Here is a 20,565-nt window from a genome sequence, read left to right on the forward strand (position 1 = left end):
TTAACAGTATGACATAATTATTTATTCTTTTTTCTCATAATTATCAAATATATCTTCAAGTTTGATATCTTTAAAAACGGAAGGATCTCCAAGATCAAGAAGATAAAGATCCCAAACTTTATCAATGAAATCTAGTATTTTATTGTATTTCTCATAATTGATAATAACTGCTGCGGGTTTACCATTTTTTGTAATTACTACATCAACATTTTCCGAAATTTCAACAACTTCTGAAAACTTTGCCTTTGCATCTGCAAGCGAATAAAAATCTGTTTTAAATCTCATATGTTTACCTCCTTGACTATAATTATAGTCAAATTTATCTAAAAAGCAAACACGAACATAAAAAGTTACCTAAAAGTTACATTTTTGAAACACACATAAGGTTTATCAGGTGTAAAATTTGACTGAACGGTCAATAAATAGATTTTGAGATTTAGATTATTATAGTGAAATCATGCAATACTATTAAATAAAACTTAATTAGAATTTAGAGGAGGGGTATTATGGCAGTGGGTGGATTAAAAGGTATGGTTTATCATCAAGCTGGAAAGTTCGTTTCGTCTGTTGTTAGAAAGGCAGATACTCAAACATTTGCAAAACTTCTATTCACGATTTCTGCTCTTAGTAAAGAACCAGCAAAAAGTGGTTTAAAAAAGCTTGGGCTTATGGCTCAAGAGGAGCATCCAATGATTAAAAAATGGATTGAGATTTTCCAGAGATCTTCCCCACAAGCAGTTGAAAAGATTATTAATAATCTTATAATTAACGAATTCGCCATTGGTGAACCACACAGGCAAAAGATGATGCAAGAGCACAAAGTTGTTCTTCCGAAATTGGGAGTTATAAGCCCAACTTACGCATGTAACCTTAATTGTATAGGATGCTATGCGGGACTTTACGGAAGAAAATACGAATTAACAAAAGACGAAGTGAGAAGTGTTTTAAAACAAGGTGAGGAACTTGGTATTTATTTCTGGGTTATTACAGGTGGAGAACCATTCTACTGGCCGCACCTCTTGGAAATACTCGAAGAATTTAACGAGCATTACTTTATGATTTACTCAAATGGTATATTAATAACAGAAGAGAAGGCTAAAAAACTTGCGGAACTTGGCAATGCGACAATTTCAATTTCTGTTGAAGGATTTGAGTCTGAAACTGATTGGCGACGTGGTCATGGAGTTTTTAAAGCTATTCAGAACACATGGGAAAGATTGAGAAGATACGGTGTGCCATTTGGAGCAAGTGTTACTGCAACAAGGGTGAACCACGATATAATTATGAAAGATGAGTTCTGGAATTTCTTAGAACAAAACGGGGTTGAGTACGTTTGGATTTATCAATTTATGCCTGTAGGTCAGGATCCTGTAATGGATCTTGTTCCAACACCTCAGCAGAGATACGAAAGATTCTTCAAAACTGATGAGATGAGACTTAGTGGCAGGTTTGCTTTTGTTGCCGACTTCTGGAACCATGGTTTCTTGACTCATGGTTGTCTCTCGGCGGGTGCGAAATATTTCCACGTCAATGCAAAAGGTTATGTTGAACCATGTGTTTTCCAACAATTTGCAGTGGATAGTATAAGGGAAAAAACATTGCTTGAAATATTCAAATCACCATTCTTTGAATCTTACAAGAGAGCAATTCCATTCTCGAATAACCTTTTCAGGCCATGTCCAATAATCGATAATCCAAAGGTGTTTAGAGCAATGGTAAAGAACTTTAATGCTATACCACAACACGAAGGTTCTGAAAAGACTATCACCGATCTTGCGCCCGCAATTGATAAACTTGCCGAAGAATGGAAACAATATGCTGATAAACTATGGTATGAGTACGGTTACGTTGAAAGGTATCCTGTAAATAGAGGAATTTATAACTATGAGACAAGAATGAAGAGATATGCCAATAGAGAAGAAGCACTTAAAGTTGATAAAAAACTTAATGTTTAATAAGTGTTTGATAACTACAGGGGGAAGTTAATTTTGAGCGAAAGAATCCGCGAAAGCAACAAAACTAAGGAAAAAATTATAGATGCTGCACGTAAATTATTCTCTGAGAAAGGTTTTGATGGTGTTAGTATGGAGGACATTGCGCAAGCCTCTGGTGTGCGCAAGTCCCTTATTTACTATTATTTTCCAAGCAAGGAGATCCTCTTTGAAGAAATCTGGATTAATGTTATAGATGAACTTGAAAAAGAGGTTTTCTCGGAAGTAGATAATGAAAGTAGTATATCAAGAGCTATAAAAAGATTGATAAAAAAGTATGTCGAATTCGCTATGAACAAGGAGGAAATAAGTAAACTAATAGCAAGGGAAAGACTGAATGTGCTTGAAAGTGAAAATGGACTTCATAATGCAAAAAGTAGGTATGAAAGACTTTTACAAAGAGTGGAGAAAATCTTTGAAAGGGGTAAAAACGAGAATGTTTTGAATGATATAGAACCATCAACAGCTACAGAGATTATATCTTCAGTTGATGCTGTACCAAGAAGGGGTTTACTTAAGAGTATCGAAGAATTTCTAATTAAGGTCATTTTGAAAGATAAACCTGAACCTCAAAAGTGATCGTGTTAAGCGAGGTGAAATTTAATTGCAAGATGCGAAAAATATGAAGAAAAAAGCTTTATATTTTATTGTACTAATGGGTTTTGTAAGTCTTTTCAGTGATATAACTTACGAAGGAGCAAGAAGTTTAGTAGGACCTTATCTGGGACTTTTGGGTGCGTCAGCGGTAGTTGTTAGCGCAATTGCCGGTTTGGGTGAGTTATTGGGGTACACTCTCCGTTTTGTTACTGGAAAGCTCGTTGACAAAACTAAAAAATATTGGTTTTTTGCCATTCTTGGTTACTCAATTAATTTGTTAGTTATCCCAACTTTGGCTTTGACAAAACATTGGATACTTGCCGCAATACTTGTTATTCTTGAAAGAGTTGGTAAAGCTTTAAGAAAACCCGCAAAAGATACCATAACGTCTTTTGCAAGTAGTCAAGTTGGTTATGGTACAGGTTTTGCCATTGAGGAATTCATGGATCAAATAGGAGCCACAATAGGCCCTCTTTTCATGAGTTTAACTATCGCAAATAACATAAAACTCGAAACTGTTGATGCTTATAGGAAGGCTTTTGCGTTTCTTGTTTTTCCTGCTGTTATAACAATAGGTATAATTTTTATCGCAAGAGTGCTCGTACCAAATCCGGAAAAAATGGAAAAAGCTAAAGAAACGATTAAAGATGTAAAACTCGACAGGACATTTTATTTGTACTTAGCTGGTATATCTCTTATCGCTTTTGGCTTTGCGGATTTTGCATTGATTGGTTTTCATGCTCAAAAGCTAAATCTTCTTTCACCTGCGATGATTCCAATAGCATACATGATTGCCATGATTGTCGATGCGTTTGCAGCGCTTTTCTTTGGAAAATTATTTGATAGATTAGGAATAGGTGTTTTAGCTATCTCAACATTTATTTCTGCATTTTACGGGATTTTTTCTTTTGGAAATAGTGGGACCTTTATTATGGTTGGTTCGATACTGTGGGGTATCGGTATGGGCGCTCAGGAATCTATTATGAAAGCAGCCGTTGCAAAACTTGTTGAAAAAGAAAAAAGGGCAACTGCATATGGATTCTTCAACGCAGTCTTCGGAATAGCTTGGTTTGTAGGTAGTGCATTACTTGGAATTTTGTACAGTATAAGTATAAAAAGTTTAATTGCCGTTTCCATTATTTCTGAAATTGCAGCTGTAATTATTTTCTTAACGATTAGAAAAAGTTAACGTTTAAAAATAATTAAAATATACAAAAAAACAAAGGGGATGATAAGCATCCCCTTTTATTTTTTTACATTATAAATTTTTATCTTCTCTTTGTAACACCTTGTTTTTTATCCAATCTCTTTTTGTATTCAGAATATGTCTTTTGGCTATCTTTAAGGAATTTGACAAGTTTCTTTTCGAATTCTTCCTTTTTTGCCTCCGTTTGGTCTTCTTGTGTTTCTTCTTTGAGTGATAATTCCCACTTGCCGTCTCTGCCTTTTCCAATTACTTTTGCCTCAATATCTTGACCAACTTTCAAGAAATCCTCGACTTTTTGAACGTACTGATTTGAAATTTTTGAAATATGGATAAAGCCTTTTTCCCCGTTTTCTAATTCGATGTTTGCTCCGAATTTGAGTACTTCTGTTACTTTACCTTTTACTACTTGACCAACTTCCATAAAATATAACCCTCCTGAAAATTTAGATTGAAAGATACGTGTTTAAAAATTAATACTTGCCTTCAAACTTTTTCTTAAACTTCTGTACGCGTCCTTCAGTATCTACAATCAGGCTAGCACCTCCACTTCCTTTGTAAAGTGGATGGCAATTTGAACACACATCGATCTTAAGTTGTTCTTTCGTTGTCCAAATCTTGTGTTCTGCACCACATGCACATCTGACTGTTAAAAGTCTCATTTCTGGGTGTATGCCTTTTTTCAACGTGCGTCACCTCTCCTTGAATTTTTGTCCGTTTTAATCACGTTATATGATACCACTTTTTTATAATTTTTTCAAGTCTTATATTTTTACTTCCTTGAAATTCTCTTGTATCATGTTGAGAAGACTAATTGTTTGCTTAACGTTAGCAAAGACGTTATTTAGTTCATCTAAAAATCTTTGAATTGATGCGCTTATCTCTTCAGCTGTTGCCGAACTTTCTTCAGAAATTGCAAGTAGGTTTTGAATACTTGTTGTTATTGCTTCCAGTTTTTGCGTTTCGTTGTTTAAAGAATTTACCAAATCATTTAGTTGATTTGTGATATGGGAGATTATATCGCTTGATTCTTTACTCTTTGTTGCACTATCCGAAAGGTTTTTAGCTTGTTCTTTCAGTTCCTCATAACCTTTTACGACACTTTGGCTTAGTTTATCAATACCGTTTGAAATTGTCCCTAAGAATTGCGATATTTTTACGGCAGATGCTTTGCTTTCTTCAGCCAACTTCCTTATTTCATCTGCAACAACTGCAAACCCTCTTCCAGCTTCCCCACTTCTTGCAGCTTCAATTGCAGCGTTAAGCGCTAACAAATTTGTTTGTTCTGCGATGCTCATCACTGTATTTGCGATATCCATAATTGCGCTTGCTTGAGTTCTAAGCTGTTCGCTTTCTGTTGCAATATTCTCAAATTCTTTACTCATTGCGTTCATACCTGAGGCAGAAAGCTCTACGCTCTTAGCAGCTGTGATTATTTTTTCAACAGCGACGTTTAAATCATGAATAATTTGATTTTGTTGACCTATTGTTCTTGAGATAGTTTCGACATTCGATGAGACCGCTTCTGATATTCGTTCGGCATCGTTACTAATTTGAACGGCTGTATCGGCAACTTGACTTGATAATTCTTTCATTGTATCAATCTGTTCTTGTACTACACTGGACGATTCCAATGTTTTCTTTGCGAACGCCATAATTTCTTCTGTGTCACCTTGGAGAGAAATTAAAAATTCTCTCAATTCATAGATAGCTTCAATATGTTCTTTTGATACTTCCTCGAATGATTTTTCTCCACCAATAACAAGTAAATTATTAAAATCTTTGTTTTTGTAAACCTTTGCAATATCCTTTGTCGCACTCAAACCTTTCTTAAAATCAACCAAACCGAAAGAAACTCCAACCAAAATCGCTAAACCTACGGCGATGGAACCAAACAATGGGCCAAATAAAGATGTGAATAGCCAAGACAAAACGAAAGTCAAAATTGGGAATGTTACAGTATATGTTTCAACCAAAGATTTTAGCAAACCAAAAGAGAAGATTTTGTACGATTTTAAATTTACTTTCTTTCCGTAAGGTTTTGTTGAAATGATTTTAACTTCTATAAAAGAACCAGAATCCGTTTTTCCTTGGTTTAGTACTTCGATTTTCAATGGATCATTGAAAAATTCAGATGCACCTTTAAGTAATCCCATAAAGTAATACCTAAAATCCCTTCTTGACTCATAGCGAACAATTGCAGTTTTTTCATCTATGTAGTTAAAGATTATTCTTGGTGGCTTCGCACCGGTTATTCGCCTTGTGAGAGCTCTATGTACACTATCCATAGCACTTAAAAACGACATACAACCTTCTTTTTTAAAGTAATTTGGATAGAAAGAATGAAATGAGCGGATATTGTGATAACCGGTTTCTTCCCATAATTCTTCGTATTTTTTCCCAACTTTCTGTGCAAGCTTTTCTGAAAATCTTACAACAAGTTCGTCTGGTACATCATTTGTTGGGATTAATAGTTTTGTTCTGTCGATATTGAATTCCTGAACTAAATTATCAACAATCGATTCTCCATAAATTTTTTTCCACGTGGATAACCAGATATTCATAACGAAACTCTTCATTAAAAATACACCTCCCACATTTTACTATAGCATTTTAATACTGTAATGGTATAATATATTATATCACAAAAGTCTCTATTTATAAATTCAATTTTTATTTGGAGGGATTTTATATGTGTAGAATGGCTGGTTTTAGTTTTGATGATAATCAAAATATATCTGAAATTTTTGAGTTTGTCAAATCTATGGCACTTAACGGTATGGAGGCACCACATAACGATGGTTGGGGATGTTTCTGTAAAAATGATGTTAATCATATTTTGTACAAGTCACTCAGACCAATATACGAAGATTCATATAACATAAATAAAATAACTGAAGAAAAATTTAAATTAGGTTTAATTCACGCAAGGCTTGCTTCGAAAGGTCTTCCAAAGACAACATTGCAGCTTCATCCATTTTACATAAACGGGAGATATTTTGCGCACAACGGCACAATAAAAAGCGCAAGAAGAGAAAATATTTACGAGAGTGATACTTACGAATATTTTGAAAATATCGTCAATTTTAATTCGATTGGTCAACTTGTTCAGAATATCTTGAAATATTCTAAAATAAATGAGTTTAGTGGTATGAATTTTATTATGGTTGATGAAAAAGAAAACGCTTTATACGTATGTTGTCTTTACACAGACACATCAAGAAATAAAGAGTATTTTACGTTGCACTATTACTATAACAAGTCTGATAAGAAGTTCATCGTTTATTCAGAAAAGTTCTCTGATGAATTCCAACCAATGAAAAATGGTGAAATAATTAAGGTCATCGATGGTATCATAGTGGAAAAGTTTTTTGTTAATATTTAAAATTAAATTGTATAAAAAAGCGGTCCAATAAAAACTTTGGACCGCTTTTATTTTTTGATTATTTTATTCTCTAAAGAATGTGAGGTAAGCTATGAAGAGTAAGGCAAGGACCCATGTGAACCAGTGAACTTCTTTTCTCTTTCCCGAAAAGGTTTTAACGATTGGGTATGTTATTATTCCTAATGCTATACCGTTTGCTATTGAGTAAGTGAAGGGGATCATAGTGAGTGTGACAAACGCGGGTACCGCATCTGTTATATCATCCCATTTTATAGACATTAAGCTCTTAATCATTAAGACGCCGACGAATATAAGAGCTGGCGCTGTAGCGGCCGATGGAATTGTTAACGCTAGTGGCGAGAAGAATAACATCGCTAACATTAAAAGTGCAACTACGATAGCTGTTAAACCTGTTCTTCCACCTGCTGCAATACCGGTACTGCTTTCAATATACGTTGTTACAGTTGATGTACCAAACAAAGAACCAATAACTGTACCAATAGCATCAGCTAAATAGGCTGGTTTTGCTCTTTCAAGTTCGCCTTTTTTCTTTGTAAATCCAGCGCTTTCAGCTAATCCTGTAAGTGTACCTAAAGTATCGAAGAAATCAACAAAGAAGAATGTTGCAACAACTACCCAAAATGCACCTGAGAGAAGTGTTTTTGAATCGAATTGTATTTTGAAAAACGTTGGAGATATATCGGGAATTTTTCCTATTATTCCTTGATAATGTGTAACGTTGAATATAGGAAATGTTCCTATTACAGTTGTCAATATTATTCCAAGGAGTATGGAACCTGGTACTTGTAGTGCGAATAAAACAACGGTTATGAAGAATCCAATTATTGCAAGCAATGTGTCTGGTTTATTCAAATGTCCGAGTGTAACTGCTGTTATCGGATCAGGCATGACTATCCCAGCATTTTTCAATCCAATTAAGGCAATAAACAAACCAATTCCAGCCCCTGTTGCTGCTTTAACTGGTTGTGGTACAGCTGTAGCTACGAAACTTCTTGCGCCAGTGAGAGTTAATATAACAAATATCAAACCTTCAATAAACACAGCTGTAAGTGCTAATTGCCATGGTATTCCAAGTTTTAAACATACTGTGTAAGTGAAATAGGCGTTAAGTCCCATACCGGGAGCCAAGGCGAATGGGTAATTTGCAAATAATCCCATTATGAGTGTTGCTGTTGCGCCACCAAGAATGGTAGCAACCATGAAAGCCCCGTAGTATGAGTTGTAGAGTGATTGGTCGATAATCTTCCCGGTTTGGTCAAAAATACCAGGAACTGCTTGAACTAATATAGACGGGTTTACGAAAACGATGTAAGCCATCGTTAGAAAGGTTGTGATACCTGCAATAACCTCCTTACGGACTGTGGAACCTGACTGTGAGATACCGAAGTACCTATCCATACTTTATCACTCCCCCCACGAAATGTTCGGTAAAAATTGATGGATATTTTTTATTTTAGCTTTATCTTTGTTCTATTTTCAAATTCAACAACTGTGCCATCGACTATGATATGATCTATGTCTGTGCCTTCCACCATTTGTATAATGGCGTCTTCAAGGTCTTTTTTCTCTTTGTTTAATTCTTTTATTGTATCTTTAACTCTTAAATATCTTCTCACGAAATTTTCAAGCGCTTGAAGTAATTGTTCATTTTGTATATCGTTATCCATATGAAAGACCTCCTAGTTTATAGTGATTCTTTAATTTTTTCAACAACCTCTTTTATCTCTTCGTTTCTTAGCTCTGGGAAAATTGGTAAAGCAAGCGTTGTTTTTGATAAACTTTCTGCAACAGGGAAATCGCCTTCTTTGTAACCATACTCTGAAAAACACTTTTGTAAGTGTAGTGGTAATGGATAATATAAAGCTGTCCTTATTCCACTTTCTTCTAAATGCTCCTTAACTCTATTTCGTGTTTCTTCATTTTCAAACTCAACAACGTATTGGTGGTATACATGATTGCGATATCCAGTCTCTACAACTTTTGGATATTTCACTGGAAGTTTATAATCTTCAAATAATCTTTGGTATTCCTTTGCAATTTCTATTCTTCTTGTCGTCCATTCGTCTAAGTACTTAAGTTTAACAGATAATATTGCAGCGTGAATTGAATCAATTCGCGAATTGTACCCTACCATTTCGTGATAGTACTTTTTCTTTGAGCCGTGTTGTCTAAGCATTCTGCATTTTTCTGCTAATTCATCATTGTTTGTTACTATCATCCCGGCATCGCCGTATGCTCCAAGGTTTTTGGTTGGAAAGAACGAAAAAATACCAATATCACCGATTGTTCCAGATTTTAAAATTTTATTGCCGATTTTTCCCTCACTTCCTACGGATTGCGCCGAATCTTCTAATATTTTAACATGATACTTTTCTTTTAGGAAGAGTAGATTTTCAAAATCAACTGACCTACCAAAAAGATGGACTGGTATAACAATTCTTATTTTTTCTCTTTTCAACACATCTTCAACTTGATTCAAATCTATGTTGTAAGTTTCCTTATCTACATCAACAAAGACTGGTACTCCACCATTCCTAACTATGCACGATGCAGTAGCGAAGAATGTGTATGGTGTTGTGATTACCTTCTCACCTTTTTCTATACCGATAGAATGTAGTGCAATAACCAAGGCATCGCTGCCGTTAGCAACTCCAATTGCGTGTTTAACATTTAAATACCTAGCAAATTCACTTTCAAATTCGCTAACTGCAGGTCCAAGTATAACTTTCCCACTTAATAAGACATCATCAATCGCTTTGAGTATTTCTTCACGTAAATTTTCATATTGCCTTGTCATATCGAAAAGTGGAATCATATAACTTTAGCCTCCTTAAACCTTATTTGTAATTGATTTTACAATGCTTTTCAGAAAAAACTAAACGTACGAATTCGTACTTTCTGTAATTTACATATACATCGTAACCGGTGTTTTTCTGCAAGAAATCAATAATTGATGGATTTTCCTGTTTTAAAGGAGTAAAACCATTTGGAATAGATATGAACTGTTCGATACCTATTTTTGGTTGTTTCAGTGGTTTTGTATATATAGCATAAAATCCAACTTGGGACTCGAACATTTTAAAATATTCTTTTGCTACGGTAATATTTCCCTCGTTGAAGTGATAAAATCCCAAAAATAGTTTGAATTCGGGTGATTTTTCGAATTTTCTAAGATTTTGAATCTCTATTTTATAACCTGCTAAATATTTTCTAGCAGCAGCAATTAGTTGACCATAAATACACCATTCAGGTGGTGTAACAGTCTCTCCTCGCAAATAAGCTCTATGTGTATTGATACATGTGTGAGACAAATTGGGAATTTCTTTTGTACTATCTACATAAACATTTAGTAAGAGTATTAAAGTCGCGAATATTCTTTCTCTGACTGCTTGAATTATATCTTGTTCGGTGGCTTGGTTAACGAAAAGTTTGTGTATTAAATTCCAAAATTCAGATTTTTTGGACAATATTTGCAATATTTTATCCATACCATCGGCTGAGCCCTTTAACATTTCTCTTTCCAGAAGTAAGAGCAAAGGATACAAAGAATCTGGATTTTTTTTCAAAAGCAAAACAGCGTTTTTTGATATGTCTTCGCCAGAGTACATTTCTGCTAATAATTTATTGTACTCCGCCTCAATGCCTCCAGCTTGGCTAAATGAAGCAATCGAATTTTTTATGTTTCCATTGAGGAGATTTATCAACCCCTCGAATATGTTTTTTCGGTTAATGTTATTTGTTCTTTGTTGAAATATACGTAAGGTTTTTTCGATTGAGTCGATACTTGCGTCGTAATCATGGGAATTTATATCGTATAGTGTTAAACTTTCTTCCTCTGTAATATGAGCACTTACTGTTAGATTTTCCTTGAGACGTTTTATAGTCTCTTCATCATATTTTGTTTCTTTTGCATCCTTTGGTTTATCTTTGAGTAAACCTTTTTTCTTAAGGTCTTTTTCTAGTTCTTTTTTCAACTTTATTATATTTTCTAACTTTTCATTTTCATTATCAAACATTATCCCACCCTATTTCTTTACATTTTTGTCTTAGACTGTAAAATGTTTGACCAATTATGACATGGTCATGGAGGTTTATTCCCAATAATTCGCCCGCTTTCTTAATCTTTTTAGTTAATTCTATATCATCTTTGCTTGGCGTTGGATCTCCAGAAGGATGATTATGCGCAAGTATTATACCTGTGGAACTTCGCAAAATCGCTTCTCTGAAAATATCCCTTGGGTGTGCCATTGAAGAGTTTATAGTTCCTTTAGATACATCTTTGCTTCCAATTACTTTTAATTTTGTATCTAAGAATATAACTCTTACTATTTCTTGGGGATAACTTTGCATATCTATACAATATTGAAAAACATTTTCAGGTGAAGTCAATTTTGGGTCTAAGATAACTGTTTCTTCCTTAACTAATCTTTTAGCGAGTTCTAAAGCTGCCATAAGAGTTACTATTTTCACATCTCCAAGTCCTTTAATACTTTTGAAATCATCAAATGTTGCTCTTGACATTTTGTATAAACTTCCACCAAATTTATTGAATAATTCTTTTGAAGTTTCTAATACATCTTTTCCGTTTGTTCCTGTTCTGAGCAGAATAGCTATTAATTCACTTGTTTCAAGAGCTTCACTGCCTTCTTTTAATAACTTTTCCCTTGGACCGTATTCTATTGGCATGTTTTACCCACTATCCCCCTATCGAAGAGAATTTTCCAAAGCTTAGGTAAAGGTAATCCAACAACGTTTGTGTAATCACCTATGATTTTTTCAACAAAAACACCGCCTAATCCTTGAATACCGTACGCTCCAGCTTTGTCGAGTGGCTCTCCAGTGGATATGTAATATTCTATCTCGCTATCTTCGAGTTTTCTAAACTTAACTTTTGTCATTTCATAAAATAATATTTCTTCGCTCTTTATTTTAACACAAACACCTGTAAAAACTTTATGCCATTTTCCTGAAAGTTCTTTAAGCATTTCAAAAGCTTCTTTTGAGTTTTTTGGTTTCCCAAAAATTTTTTTACTGGTACAAACTAGTGTATCTGCCGATATGATTGTATCATCTGCTTTAGCTTTTATAGCGTTCGCTTTTTTTAAAGCAAGTTCGATAACGATATCTTCAGGATTGGTTGAGTTTATTTCGCTTTCGTCAATTTCTGGGGAAATGGCAACAAAATCTATTTTAAATGTTTTTAATAGTTCTATCCTTCTTTGGGATGATGAACCGAGAATTATCAACTATGATACCTCCTATACTTGATAATTTTCACAATTTTAATTCGTACCATATGTTTTTTATGTTAATTTCGTATTCTTTAAACCTGTCCATTGAACATACGACTCCTTTATATTCTTTCGCGAGGTTTATAATTAACTCATCGGCGGGTGAATGGTAATAAGTTTTCTTGTAGTTGAAGTATTTTGTGTGAAATTTGTATTTCGCGTTCTCATCAAAAACAATGTAAAATGGAAAATAGACTTTATCAAGTTTAGCAATAAGTTCAAGCAATGAATCTATTTTTTCAGGACCTTTTATATTTTTAGACATAAGTATGTTGTTTCCATCTATTATAACAGGTATGGTATTTTCCTTAGAGGATAAAACCTTCCAAACATATGGATGGAGTCTTGCTTTTAAGCTTTTGGACTCAATAGGATTTAAATATTTAATGAAATCCCGCATCCATAAATATTCTTCAAGCGTTTCGGGAGTTATTGAAATAGCTTTTTGGATGATATCTTTTATAAATGTATCGTTTTGTGCACTCTCGAGTGCGTACAATTGGACGAAATTTTCTAAGTTTAATTCTTTCAACTTTTTCTTTTGTTTCACTAGGAAGTCTTTATAGTTTTTTATGTTATCAGTTGGGAATGGATACAAAGAAGGCTTTGCCCAAAAAAGTATCTCAAAGAGCACATATCTGGAAATTTTATTTTTTTCAAATTCAATTATTTTATTTTCAATGCTCTCATTAATGTTAAAAAGACTATGCAGTAAAAAAGAAAAAGTCAGAGGATTTATCTTCTTTAAATCCGCTTTCTCTGGTCTTTCAAAGTTTCTAATTAATACTCCTATCTTTTGCTGGTTCATGCTCTTGTATTCTTTAAGTATATCCAATATAACTCTTCTTTTAACTTCGAGGGATTTGATGCGTTCGAGATACTCTTGACTGTATATATCCACATACTTATTGTTATCTAGTTTAGCCACATAAAGCCCCCTAATTTCTAAATTATTTTAGTTAGTTTTGATTAGCTTTGACTCATCAAAAAGATTTGAAGAATGGATTAATTTCAAATAATCTCTTTATTGTCGTTTGGTTTTCATGACCAGGACAGATTTTCCAGTCATCAGGAAAAGTTTTAAAAATTCTCCTTAAATTTTCTATCGTTTTTTTCATTTCTTCACGCATTTTTTTGGCTTTTTCCTTATCTATATAAAGATCCACTCTTCCTATAGTATCTGAAAAAACAACATCTCCGGTGAATAAATGTCCATTTATGATAATTATTCGAGAGCCCGCAGTGTGACCGGGTGCTAAAATTGTCTCGAAGTACTCATCGATATTATACCATTTATAATCTATACTGAAAATCTCGTCGAAAAATATAGAAAGGTTTAAAGATGGATTTGATAGGCATTCGCTATCTTCAGGCGATATGTATATTTTTCCCACATTTATTTCCTTTAATCCAGCGATATGGTCGTAATGACCATGTGTAATTATAACATCGTAAGTTTTTGTTTTATCAACATAGTTACCAATTCCTTTTCCTGGATCTACTATGTAATCTATACCATTAATTGTAAAAGAATAGCTGTTTGTTTGTAATTCACCAGATGTTTTGAACACTTTAAGATTTTCAATCATATTTATTCTCCCTCTTTTTGACACTTAAATATGAATAAAAAGATTATACATCAAATTTGCACTGAAGCCAGCCACTATACCACCGATTGTATGTGATAATATAGCCTTACTTGTTAAATATCTATATCCAAGTGCATCCATCATTCCAACGTGTGTACTCAGATATCCACTCCATGTCATTCCAATAGCGGTGAAGACAGCCACATCACTTGGTTTTATAAGGCCATGTTCCATAAATCTTGGAACAAGTGCGAGGGCCGCGCCTGTTGAGCCAAGACAAGTGATAGGAAATGCAATGAGCTGTGGTGAATCGAAGCCAAAAAGGATTTTCAATGGCCAAAATAAGTATTTTCCAATTTTATCAAAAAGTGCGATTCCTTCATATGCAAGTCCTTGATAACCGACAGAGTTGTCCTTAGGGCCGAATGTAAGCATCATAACGAGTGTGCTTATTATAAGAACGCCTGGTATAATTCCTATACCGATATCAACACCCGTTTTCCCGCCATCTAACATCGCTTCAAGGAATCTTTCAAAGGCATTACCTTCTCTTATCTCTCTATGTTTCAAATTTACGTTCTCAACTTCTTTATGAACGCTCCCAAGCTTTTTCTTAGTCCATATAGAGAAAAGTCTAACACTGACTATACTACCTATAATTGTCGCGATATTCCCAACTATAACTGCAGGAACTAGGTTAACTCCAGCTCTTCCACCCTGCGCAATGAAAAAAGTAGATACAATCATTCCCATACCAAATGCTGTACCAAGATTACATAATAAAGGTTCCTGCCACTTTTCAAAATGCGAGATGAAAGATTTATCTTTTGCAAGCGCAATTATAGCAGGGTTGTCAGAAAAGTAAGTTGACAGTATTCCCATTGCAGCAATTCCAGGTAAATTGTAAAGGGGTTTCATCAATTTATCAAGAAGCAGGTGTATCCAGTATATAACTCCAAATTCATTCAAAAGAGCTGCGAAAGCACCAGTTAATACTGCAACTGCCATAATGAAGAATACAGTATTTAACAATAAGTCATGAGCAGTTGACATTAAAGTCTTAAAAAAATTTGCGCTTCCCATTGTTGAAGTAAAAATCCAAAAAAATATTATAAGAAAGAAAAGAAATACAAAAGTTTCAAATGAAAATAAAGGTTTCCTATTCATAAAAGGTATCCTCCTTCTCCTGCATAAATTTATATGAATTTCATTACAAATAGAGTTTATCATTGCCATTATCACTGGTCAAACTTTTTGTATTGTAAAAAATTAGGTTTTTGAACTATATATGTTTTAATGATATAATATTCTTTAGTATTGACAGTTGTTTTTTTTGCTACTTTCGGTATGCAACTTTTAGGATAATATTTAAAGGGGGAATATAAATGCCAAAGAAAACGGAATTGAAAAAATTATTTAGTCAAAAAGAATACACACCAATGACATTCAAGGAGATTTGCAGATACTTTGGGATAATAGAGGATAATCAGAAAGAACTTTTGAAAGAGCAACTCAACGAATTAATAAATATTGGATATATATTCAAAGATGATAATGGTAGGTATCAACTCTCTAAGGGTAATTTATTTGTTGGGACAATAGAATTTACCAGAAGTGGTAATTTAACTTTTGTTACAACAGAAGATGGTCAAGAGATAGCGGTACCAATCGAGAAAACAAATCTTGCGATGCATAAGGATAAAGTCCAAGTTCAGATTATAGGTAAATGGTACGAATTACCAGAGGGTAGAGTTGTCAAAATACTGGAAAGAGGAATAAAAAAATTCGTTGGTGTTTTTGAAACGCGAGGGCAGTTTGCATATATCATACCTGATGATCCAAAATTACCTTTCGAATTTAAAGTTCCGATAGAAGATATAAATGGTGCTAAACCTGGGATGAAAGTAGTGGCTGAAATTACCAAGTATCCAAGTATAAAAAGAGGGCCGGAGGCAAAAGTTGTTGAAGTACTTGGAAAAGTAGAAGACCCTGCTACAGATTTTCCAACAGTTGTTGTGAAACATGACTTACCAGTTCAATTCCCAGATGATGTGATGGAAGAAGTCTCGAAACTACCAGATAAAGTTTCTGAAAAGGATTTGGAAGGAAGATGGGATTTCAGGAACGAAGTCATCGTAACAATTGATGGTTTGGATGCGAAGGATTTTGATGATGCAGTACATGTTAAGAAGTTACCAAATGGTAATTATCTGCTTGGCGTTCATATCGCTGATGTTTCGCATTACGTGAAACCAAATACGGCTCTCGATAGAGAAGCTTTCAATCGTGCAACGAGCATATACCTTGCAGATAGGGTTATACCGATGCTACCATTTAAACTATCTAATGGCTTGTGTAGTTTGGTACAAGGTGAAGACAGATTGGTAATGTCGCTTTTAATGGAAATTGATAAAAAAGGGGAAGTTGTTGACTATAAAGTTGGGAATGGTGTTATACGAAGCTACAGAAGGCTTGTTTACGATGACGTAAATGCATTTTTAGAAGGACGTCCTGAGGGTGATAAACTTAAAGACCTTGCTGAGCACATTTACCTTATGAAGGAGCTAAAAGATATTCTCAGAGAAAATAGAAGACGTAGGGGAGCTATATTGGATATAGAAGGTGATGAAGTAAAGATTATTTTAGATGAAAAAGGCCATGCAATTGATATAGTACCCCGAAAGCGTGGAGAATCAGAGGTAATAATAGAAGAATTTATGATAAAAGCTAACGAAACTGTCGCCGAAATATTCCATAATGCCGATATACCTTTTATTTATAGAATTCACGAACAACCTGACTTTGATACATTATTCCAGTTGAAAAATTACCTAAGTGCGATAGGTATCAATATGAAACTTCCCCAACAGATTCATCCTAAGATACTCCAAGAGCTTTTGGAGAAAACAAAAGATCATCCTCTTAGAAGTAGTATTCAAAGGCTTTTGGTTAGATCTATGAAACGTGCCATTTACTCGCCAAGCAATATAGGTCATTTTGGTTTAGCGTCGGAAGCTTACACGCACTTTACATCTCCGATAAGAAGGTATCCTGATCTTATCGTTCATAGATTGTTGAAAAAATACCTCGAAACTGGAGGAAGTATTTCTAAAAAAGAGATGAAAAATATTGAAAAATATCTTGAAAAAGCTTCAATACATTGTAGTAAACGTGAACGCGTGGCAGACGAAGCCGAATGGGATTATGAAGCATTAAAGAAGATAGATTACATATCAAAACATATCGGTGAAGTGTACAAAGTTGTTGTAACATCTGTTGCCAAATTTGGTTTATTCGTGGAGATACCTGATAAATATATCTCAGGACTTATACACATTTCCACTTTGGATGATTATTACTTTTATGATGAGCAAAAGAGTATTTTAACGGGGAAACACTCTGGAAAAATCTATAGAATAGGTGACGTGTTGTACGCAAAAGTTGTTAAGGCTGATAAGGTAAGGATGGAAATAGATTTTGTTGAAGCTTCTTCAGAAGATTCAGCACTAATGGAAGAAACTGAACAGATAGTAAAAGAATACGGTGTATCTATAAAGGCTAAATCAAAAGAGAAATCATCGAAAAAGGCTTTAAATAAGTCAAAGAGCTATGAGCAAACTGTACAAAAAAGAAAGAAATCAAGCAAAGAATCTAAAACGGGAATGAAAGATAAAAAACAGAAATAATTTTTAAATATTCGAAAATTTCGAAAATTTCCGAGGTGGTAATCATGGTTTCTGAAAAAATAAAACAGGAGGTAGAAAAGCTAAGAAAAGAAATTGAGTACCATAATTACAGATACTATGTTCTTGCTCAGCCAGTCATAAGTGATGAAGAATACGATAAATTGATGAAACGATTAATGGAGTTAGAGGAAAAATATCCTGAGTTAAAAACTCCCGATTCACCAACACAAAGAGTTGGTGGACAGCTGATTGAGGGATTTGAGACAGTTGAACACAGCGAACCAATGCTCAGCCTTGATAATACATACAACGAAAATGAAATAAGGAATTTTCACGAAAGAATTAGAAAAGTTGTTAGAGATGTTCAATACGTTGCAGAACTTAAAATTGACGGAGTATCTATTGCTTTGAGATATGAGAATGGTCTTTTAGTAAGGGCTATCACAAGAGGCGATGGGTTAAGAGGCGATGATGTTACTGCAAATGTCAAAACAGTTAAATCAATTCCGCTTAGACTTCCCGAACCTCTAACGATAGAAGTACGTGGTGAAATATTCATGCCAGTTCAATATTTTGAAGAATTTAATCGACAACGTGAAGAAGAGGGTTTACTGCCATTTGCTAATCCAAGGAACGCAACGGCGGGAACGCTTCACCTACTTGATCCATCACAAGTTGCTCAAAGAAAATTGGATTCCTTCATGTACTATATTGTAAAACCACAACAATACGATTTGAAAACTCAATGGGATGCGCTTAAGTTTTTGGAAAAATTACATTTCAAAGTTAATCCACATAGTAAATTATTAAGCTCGATAGAAGAAGTGATAGATTATTGGAAAGAATGGACCGAAAAAAGGAAGAAACTTGAGTATTGGATAGATGGTGTTGTAGTAAAGGTTAACGATTTTGAACAGCAAAACGAACTTGGTTGGACTGCTAAATCACCACGTTGGGCAATTGCCTTTAAATTTCCAGCGCAACAAGTTAGAACGAAGGTCTTAAATATCACATTCCAGGTAGGAAGAACAGGGACTATTACACCTGTTGCGGAGTTTGAACCGGTTGAACTTGAAGGTAGCATAGTTAAGAGGGCTTCTTTGCACAATTTTGACTATATAAAAGAAAATGATATACGTGTAGGAGATTATGTTTTTATAGAAAAAGCTGGAGGTATAATTCCACAGATTTCGTATGTCTTAAAAGAATTACGTGACGGTGATGAAATAGAAACTGTTCCACCAGAAAAATGTCCCGAATGTGGAGGACCTGTTGGTAAAGAGTCGGGAGAATACGTAGCTTACAAATGTCTGAATCCACATTGCCCAGCAAAATTGAAAAGACATATTGAAGTATTTGTATCACGTCAAGCGATGGATATACAAGGTCTTGGGCCAAAGATTATTTCTAAGATTGTTGATGCTGGATTAGTTAAGGATATAGCAGATTTATATTATTTAAATATCTTTGATTTAGCGCAAATAAGCGGACTTGGTCCAAAAATGATATCAAATATACTAAGTGAGATAGAAAAATCAAAACAAAATCCAATTGAAAAATTGCTAGTTGGACTTGGAATACCAGGTGTTGGTGAAAAGATTGCAAAAGTGCTTGCCAAAAAGTATAAAAGCATGGAAGAACTTTCAAAAGCAGATATAAAAGAATTGAGTGAAATTGAAGGAATTGGAGAAGATATCGCTAAGAATATAGTCGAATATTTCAATTCGCCAAAGACAAAGGAAATATTGGAAAAATTACGAAAAGCTGGAGTAAATCTCGAAAGTGCTGAAACTACAACTTCAAATATTCTAGATGGACTTACATTTTGTGTAACTGGAACCTTGGAGAATTTTTCAAGGGAAGAGATAAAACGCTTTATAGAATCACTTGGTGGACATTTTACGGATAACCTTACTAAGAAAACAGATTATCTTCTAGTAGGCACAAACCCGGGAAGCAAATTAGAAAAAGCGAAAAAGTTTGGTGTTAAAGTTTTGAATGAACAAGAATTTTTAGAAATGCTTGAAAAGAAAGGAGTTGAACTCAAAGAATCGTGGAAAAAGCCGAAACCAAAAGATACGCTGTTTTAGCATTTGGTGGTCAAGGTAACAGATTTGGATGGGTAAAACCAAAACAATTTTATCCTATAAAAAACGATAAAACTATATTAGAATACATTGTTGAAAAATTTATTTCTTTTGACTTGTTTGATAAAATAATTTTGCTGTCTCCAGAAAATTACATCGATGAAACAAAGAGGATAATCAGTGGAATATCCGACTTTTCGAGAAATAGCATAACAATTCTACCTGGTGGTGACACACGTCAGCATTCGATATGGAATGCGATCTCTTTCCTAAAAGACTTTGCGTATGATGAAGATATAGTTTTAATCCACGATGGGGCAAGACCTTTAATTACAGAAGATATAATCTTAAGAAATTTGGAAGAATGCAGAAAATTTGGAGCTGTTGTAACAGCAATATCTGCAACAGACACTGTAAGTTATTCTGGAAATGGTGAATTGATAGATGAAATAATTCCAAGAAGTAAGATACACCTTCACCAAACTCCTCAAACTTTTAAATTTGAAATAATTAGAAAATCAATGGAAGAACATTTAAATATGCTTCATTTATTTTCAGATGACGCTTCCATAGTTTTGGCTTCTGGCTACAGTGTAAAGTATGTAAATGGTAGTAGGGCGAATATAAAAATAACAACGATGGAAGATATTGAAATAGCAAAAAAATTAATAGAAAAATCGGAAGAAACAAAGTACTAGTAAGGGGGAGAGTTAT

At 34.2% G+C, this 20,565-nt stretch carries 20 protein-coding genes; 7 read left to right on the forward strand and 13 right to left on the reverse strand.

Annotation, left to right across the window (positions count from 1 at the left end; translation table 11 throughout):
• Positions 1-21: 21 nt before the first annotated feature.
• A complete protein-coding gene (locus FNOD_RS00860) occupies positions 22-285 on the reverse strand; it encodes a type II toxin-antitoxin system Phd/YefM family antitoxin (RefSeq protein WP_011993354.1) in 264 nt (87 codons plus the stop codon).
• 221 nt (positions 286-506) lie between these two features.
• Here FNOD_RS00860 and FNOD_RS00865 point away from each other — a divergent pair, with 221 nt between their 5' ends.
• From FNOD_RS00865 to FNOD_RS00875, 3 genes are read left to right on the forward strand one after another with little or no spacing between them, the layout of a single operon-like run.
• Positions 507-1,955, forward strand: coding sequence for a radical SAM/SPASM domain-containing protein (locus tag FNOD_RS00865; RefSeq protein WP_011993355.1), 1,449 nt, complete (start codon positions 507-509; stop codon positions 1,953-1,955).
• A 33-nt stretch (positions 1,956-1,988) separates the two neighbouring features.
• Entirely contained in the window at positions 1,989-2,570 is a 582-nt protein-coding gene (locus tag FNOD_RS00870) for a TetR/AcrR family transcriptional regulator (protein ID WP_011993356.1), read from the forward strand.
• 25 nt (positions 2,571-2,595) lie between these two features.
• Positions 2,596-3,777 carry an MFS transporter gene (locus tag FNOD_RS00875; RefSeq protein WP_011993357.1) on the forward strand — a complete coding sequence of 394 codons (1,182 nt, stop codon included), beginning with the start codon at positions 2,596-2,598 and terminating at the stop codon, positions 3,775-3,777.
• Between the two features lie 79 nt (positions 3,778-3,856).
• Here the strand turns inward: FNOD_RS00875 and FNOD_RS00880 are convergent, their stop codons facing one another.
• The 3 genes from FNOD_RS00880 to FNOD_RS00890 form a co-directional block, all read right to left on the reverse strand.
• Positions 3,857-4,216: a S1 RNA-binding domain-containing protein gene (locus FNOD_RS00880; protein ID WP_011993358.1), complete on the reverse strand. Its 360-nt coding sequence runs from the start codon at positions 4,214-4,216 to the stop codon at positions 3,857-3,859.
• A gap of 49 nt (positions 4,217-4,265) precedes the next feature.
• Positions 4,266-4,478, reverse strand: coding sequence for a 50S ribosomal protein L31 (gene rpmE, locus FNOD_RS00885; RefSeq protein WP_011993359.1), 213 nt, complete (start codon positions 4,476-4,478; stop codon positions 4,266-4,268).
• Positions 4,479-4,556: 78 nt separating this feature from the next.
• Positions 4,557-6,371 (reverse strand): heme NO-binding domain-containing protein, encoded by a 1,815-nt coding sequence (locus FNOD_RS00890; protein ID WP_011993360.1) that lies wholly within the window; start codon positions 6,369-6,371, stop codon positions 4,557-4,559.
• A gap of 113 nt (positions 6,372-6,484) precedes the next feature.
• On the opposite strand from FNOD_RS00890, the gene FNOD_RS00895 reads away from it, so the two are divergent.
• Positions 6,485-7,177, forward strand: a complete 693-nt coding sequence (locus FNOD_RS00895; protein ID WP_011993361.1) for a class II glutamine amidotransferase — start codon at positions 6,485-6,487, stop codon at positions 7,175-7,177.
• Positions 7,178-7,240: 63 nt separating this feature from the next.
• Here FNOD_RS00895 and FNOD_RS00900 read toward each other — a convergent pair whose 3' ends face one another.
• From FNOD_RS00900 to FNOD_RS00940, 9 genes are read right to left on the reverse strand one after another with little or no spacing between them, the layout of a single operon-like run.
• On the reverse strand, positions 7,241-8,596 hold the full coding sequence (locus FNOD_RS00900) for an NCS2 family permease (protein ID WP_011993362.1): 1,356 nt from the start codon (positions 8,594-8,596) through the stop codon (positions 7,241-7,243).
• Positions 8,597-8,646: 50 nt separating this feature from the next.
• Positions 8,647-8,865, reverse strand: a complete 219-nt coding sequence (locus FNOD_RS00905; RefSeq protein WP_011993363.1) for a hypothetical protein — start codon at positions 8,863-8,865, stop codon at positions 8,647-8,649.
• A gap of 17 nt (positions 8,866-8,882) precedes the next feature.
• Positions 8,883-10,013, reverse strand: coding sequence for a DegT/DnrJ/EryC1/StrS family aminotransferase (locus FNOD_RS00910; protein WP_011993364.1), 1,131 nt, complete (start codon positions 10,011-10,013; stop codon positions 8,883-8,885).
• 22 nt (positions 10,014-10,035) lie between these two features.
• Entirely contained in the window at positions 10,036-11,214 is a 1,179-nt protein-coding gene (locus FNOD_RS00915; RefSeq protein ID WP_011993365.1) for a hypothetical protein, read from the reverse strand.
• Positions 11,207-11,884 carry a RadC family protein gene (gene radC / locus FNOD_RS00920; RefSeq protein ID WP_011993366.1) on the reverse strand — a complete coding sequence of 226 codons (678 nt, stop codon included), beginning with the start codon at positions 11,882-11,884 and terminating at the stop codon, positions 11,207-11,209. The genes FNOD_RS00915 and radC overlap by 8 nt, the downstream gene beginning before the upstream one ends.
• Complete coding sequence (locus FNOD_RS00925; protein ID WP_011993367.1) at positions 11,875-12,444, reverse strand: Maf family protein; 570 nt, start codon at positions 12,442-12,444, stop codon at positions 11,875-11,877. The genes radC and FNOD_RS00925 overlap by 10 nt, the downstream gene beginning before the upstream one ends.
• 28 nt (positions 12,445-12,472) lie before the next feature.
• Entirely contained in the window at positions 12,473-13,417 is a 945-nt protein-coding gene (locus FNOD_RS00930; RefSeq protein WP_011993368.1) for a ribonuclease, read from the reverse strand.
• A 55-nt stretch (positions 13,418-13,472) separates the two neighbouring features.
• Complete coding sequence (locus FNOD_RS00935) at positions 13,473-14,078, reverse strand: MBL fold metallo-hydrolase (protein WP_011993369.1); 606 nt, start codon at positions 14,076-14,078, stop codon at positions 13,473-13,475.
• Between the two features lie 24 nt (positions 14,079-14,102).
• A complete protein-coding gene (locus tag FNOD_RS00940) occupies positions 14,103-15,245 on the reverse strand; it encodes a CD0519/CD1768 family membrane protein (RefSeq protein ID WP_011993370.1) in 1,143 nt (380 codons plus the stop codon).
• A 218-nt stretch (positions 15,246-15,463) separates the two neighbouring features.
• On the opposite strand from FNOD_RS00940, the gene rnr reads away from it, so the two are divergent.
• From rnr to FNOD_RS00955, 3 genes are read left to right on the forward strand one after another with little or no spacing between them, the layout of a single operon-like run.
• Positions 15,464-17,764 carry a ribonuclease R gene (rnr, locus tag FNOD_RS00945; RefSeq protein ID WP_011993371.1) on the forward strand — a complete coding sequence of 767 codons (2,301 nt, stop codon included), beginning with the start codon at positions 15,464-15,466 and terminating at the stop codon, positions 17,762-17,764.
• A 44-nt stretch (positions 17,765-17,808) separates the two neighbouring features.
• Positions 17,809-19,854 carry an NAD-dependent DNA ligase LigA gene (ligA, locus tag FNOD_RS00950; protein WP_011993372.1) on the forward strand — a complete coding sequence of 682 codons (2,046 nt, stop codon included), beginning with the start codon at positions 17,809-17,811 and terminating at the stop codon, positions 19,852-19,854.
• Complete coding sequence (locus FNOD_RS00955; RefSeq protein ID WP_011993373.1) at positions 19,818-20,549, forward strand: IspD/TarI family cytidylyltransferase; 732 nt, start codon at positions 19,818-19,820, stop codon at positions 20,547-20,549. The genes ligA and FNOD_RS00955 overlap by 37 nt, the downstream gene beginning before the upstream one ends.
• Positions 20,550-20,565 lie beyond the last annotated feature (16 nt).

The organism is Fervidobacterium nodosum Rt17-B1 (assembly GCF_000017545.1).
Classification (GTDB): Bacteria; Thermotogota; Thermotogae; order Thermotogales; family Fervidobacteriaceae; genus Fervidobacterium; species Fervidobacterium nodosum.

Excerpts from the sequence above, each read along its gene's own strand:
- FNOD_RS00895 (WP_011993361.1), top strand. The coding sequence starts at position 6,485 with ATGTGTAGAATGGCTGGTTTTAGTTTTGATGATAATCAAAATATATCT.
- FNOD_RS00915 (WP_011993365.1), bottom strand. The coding sequence starts at position 11,214 with ATGTTTGATAATGAAAATGAAAAGTTAGAAAATATAATAAAGTTGAAA.
- FNOD_RS00865 (WP_011993355.1), top strand. The coding sequence starts at position 507 with ATGGCAGTGGGTGGATTAAAAGGTATGGTTTATCATCAAGCTGGAAAG.
- rnr (WP_011993371.1), top strand. The coding sequence starts at position 15,464 with ATGCCAAAGAAAACGGAATTGAAAAAATTATTTAGTCAAAAAGAATAC.
- FNOD_RS00880 (WP_011993358.1), bottom strand. The coding sequence starts at position 4,216 with ATGGAAGTTGGTCAAGTAGTAAAAGGTAAAGTAACAGAAGTACTCAAA.
- FNOD_RS00900 (WP_011993362.1), bottom strand. The coding sequence starts at position 8,596 with ATGGATAGGTACTTCGGTATCTCACAGTCAGGTTCCACAGTCCGTAAG.
- FNOD_RS00905 (WP_011993363.1), bottom strand. The coding sequence starts at position 8,865 with ATGGATAACGATATACAAAATGAACAATTACTTCAAGCGCTTGAAAAT.
- FNOD_RS00935 (WP_011993369.1), bottom strand. The coding sequence starts at position 14,078 with ATGATTGAAAATCTTAAAGTGTTCAAAACATCTGGTGAATTACAAACA.
- radC (WP_011993366.1), bottom strand. The coding sequence starts at position 11,884 with ATGCCAATAGAATACGGTCCAAGGGAAAAGTTATTAAAAGAAGGCAGT.
- FNOD_RS00890 (WP_011993360.1), bottom strand. The coding sequence starts at position 6,371 with ATGAAGAGTTTCGTTATGAATATCTGGTTATCCACGTGGAAAAAAATT.
- FNOD_RS00860 (WP_011993354.1), bottom strand. The coding sequence starts at position 285 with ATGAGATTTAAAACAGATTTTTATTCGCTTGCAGATGCAAAGGCAAAG.
- FNOD_RS00910 (WP_011993364.1), bottom strand. The coding sequence starts at position 10,013 with ATGATTCCACTTTTCGATATGACAAGGCAATATGAAAATTTACGTGAA.
- ligA (WP_011993372.1), top strand. The coding sequence starts at position 17,809 with ATGGTTTCTGAAAAAATAAAACAGGAGGTAGAAAAGCTAAGAAAAGAA.
- FNOD_RS00940 (WP_011993370.1), bottom strand. The coding sequence starts at position 15,245 with ATGAATAGGAAACCTTTATTTTCATTTGAAACTTTTGTATTTCTTTTC.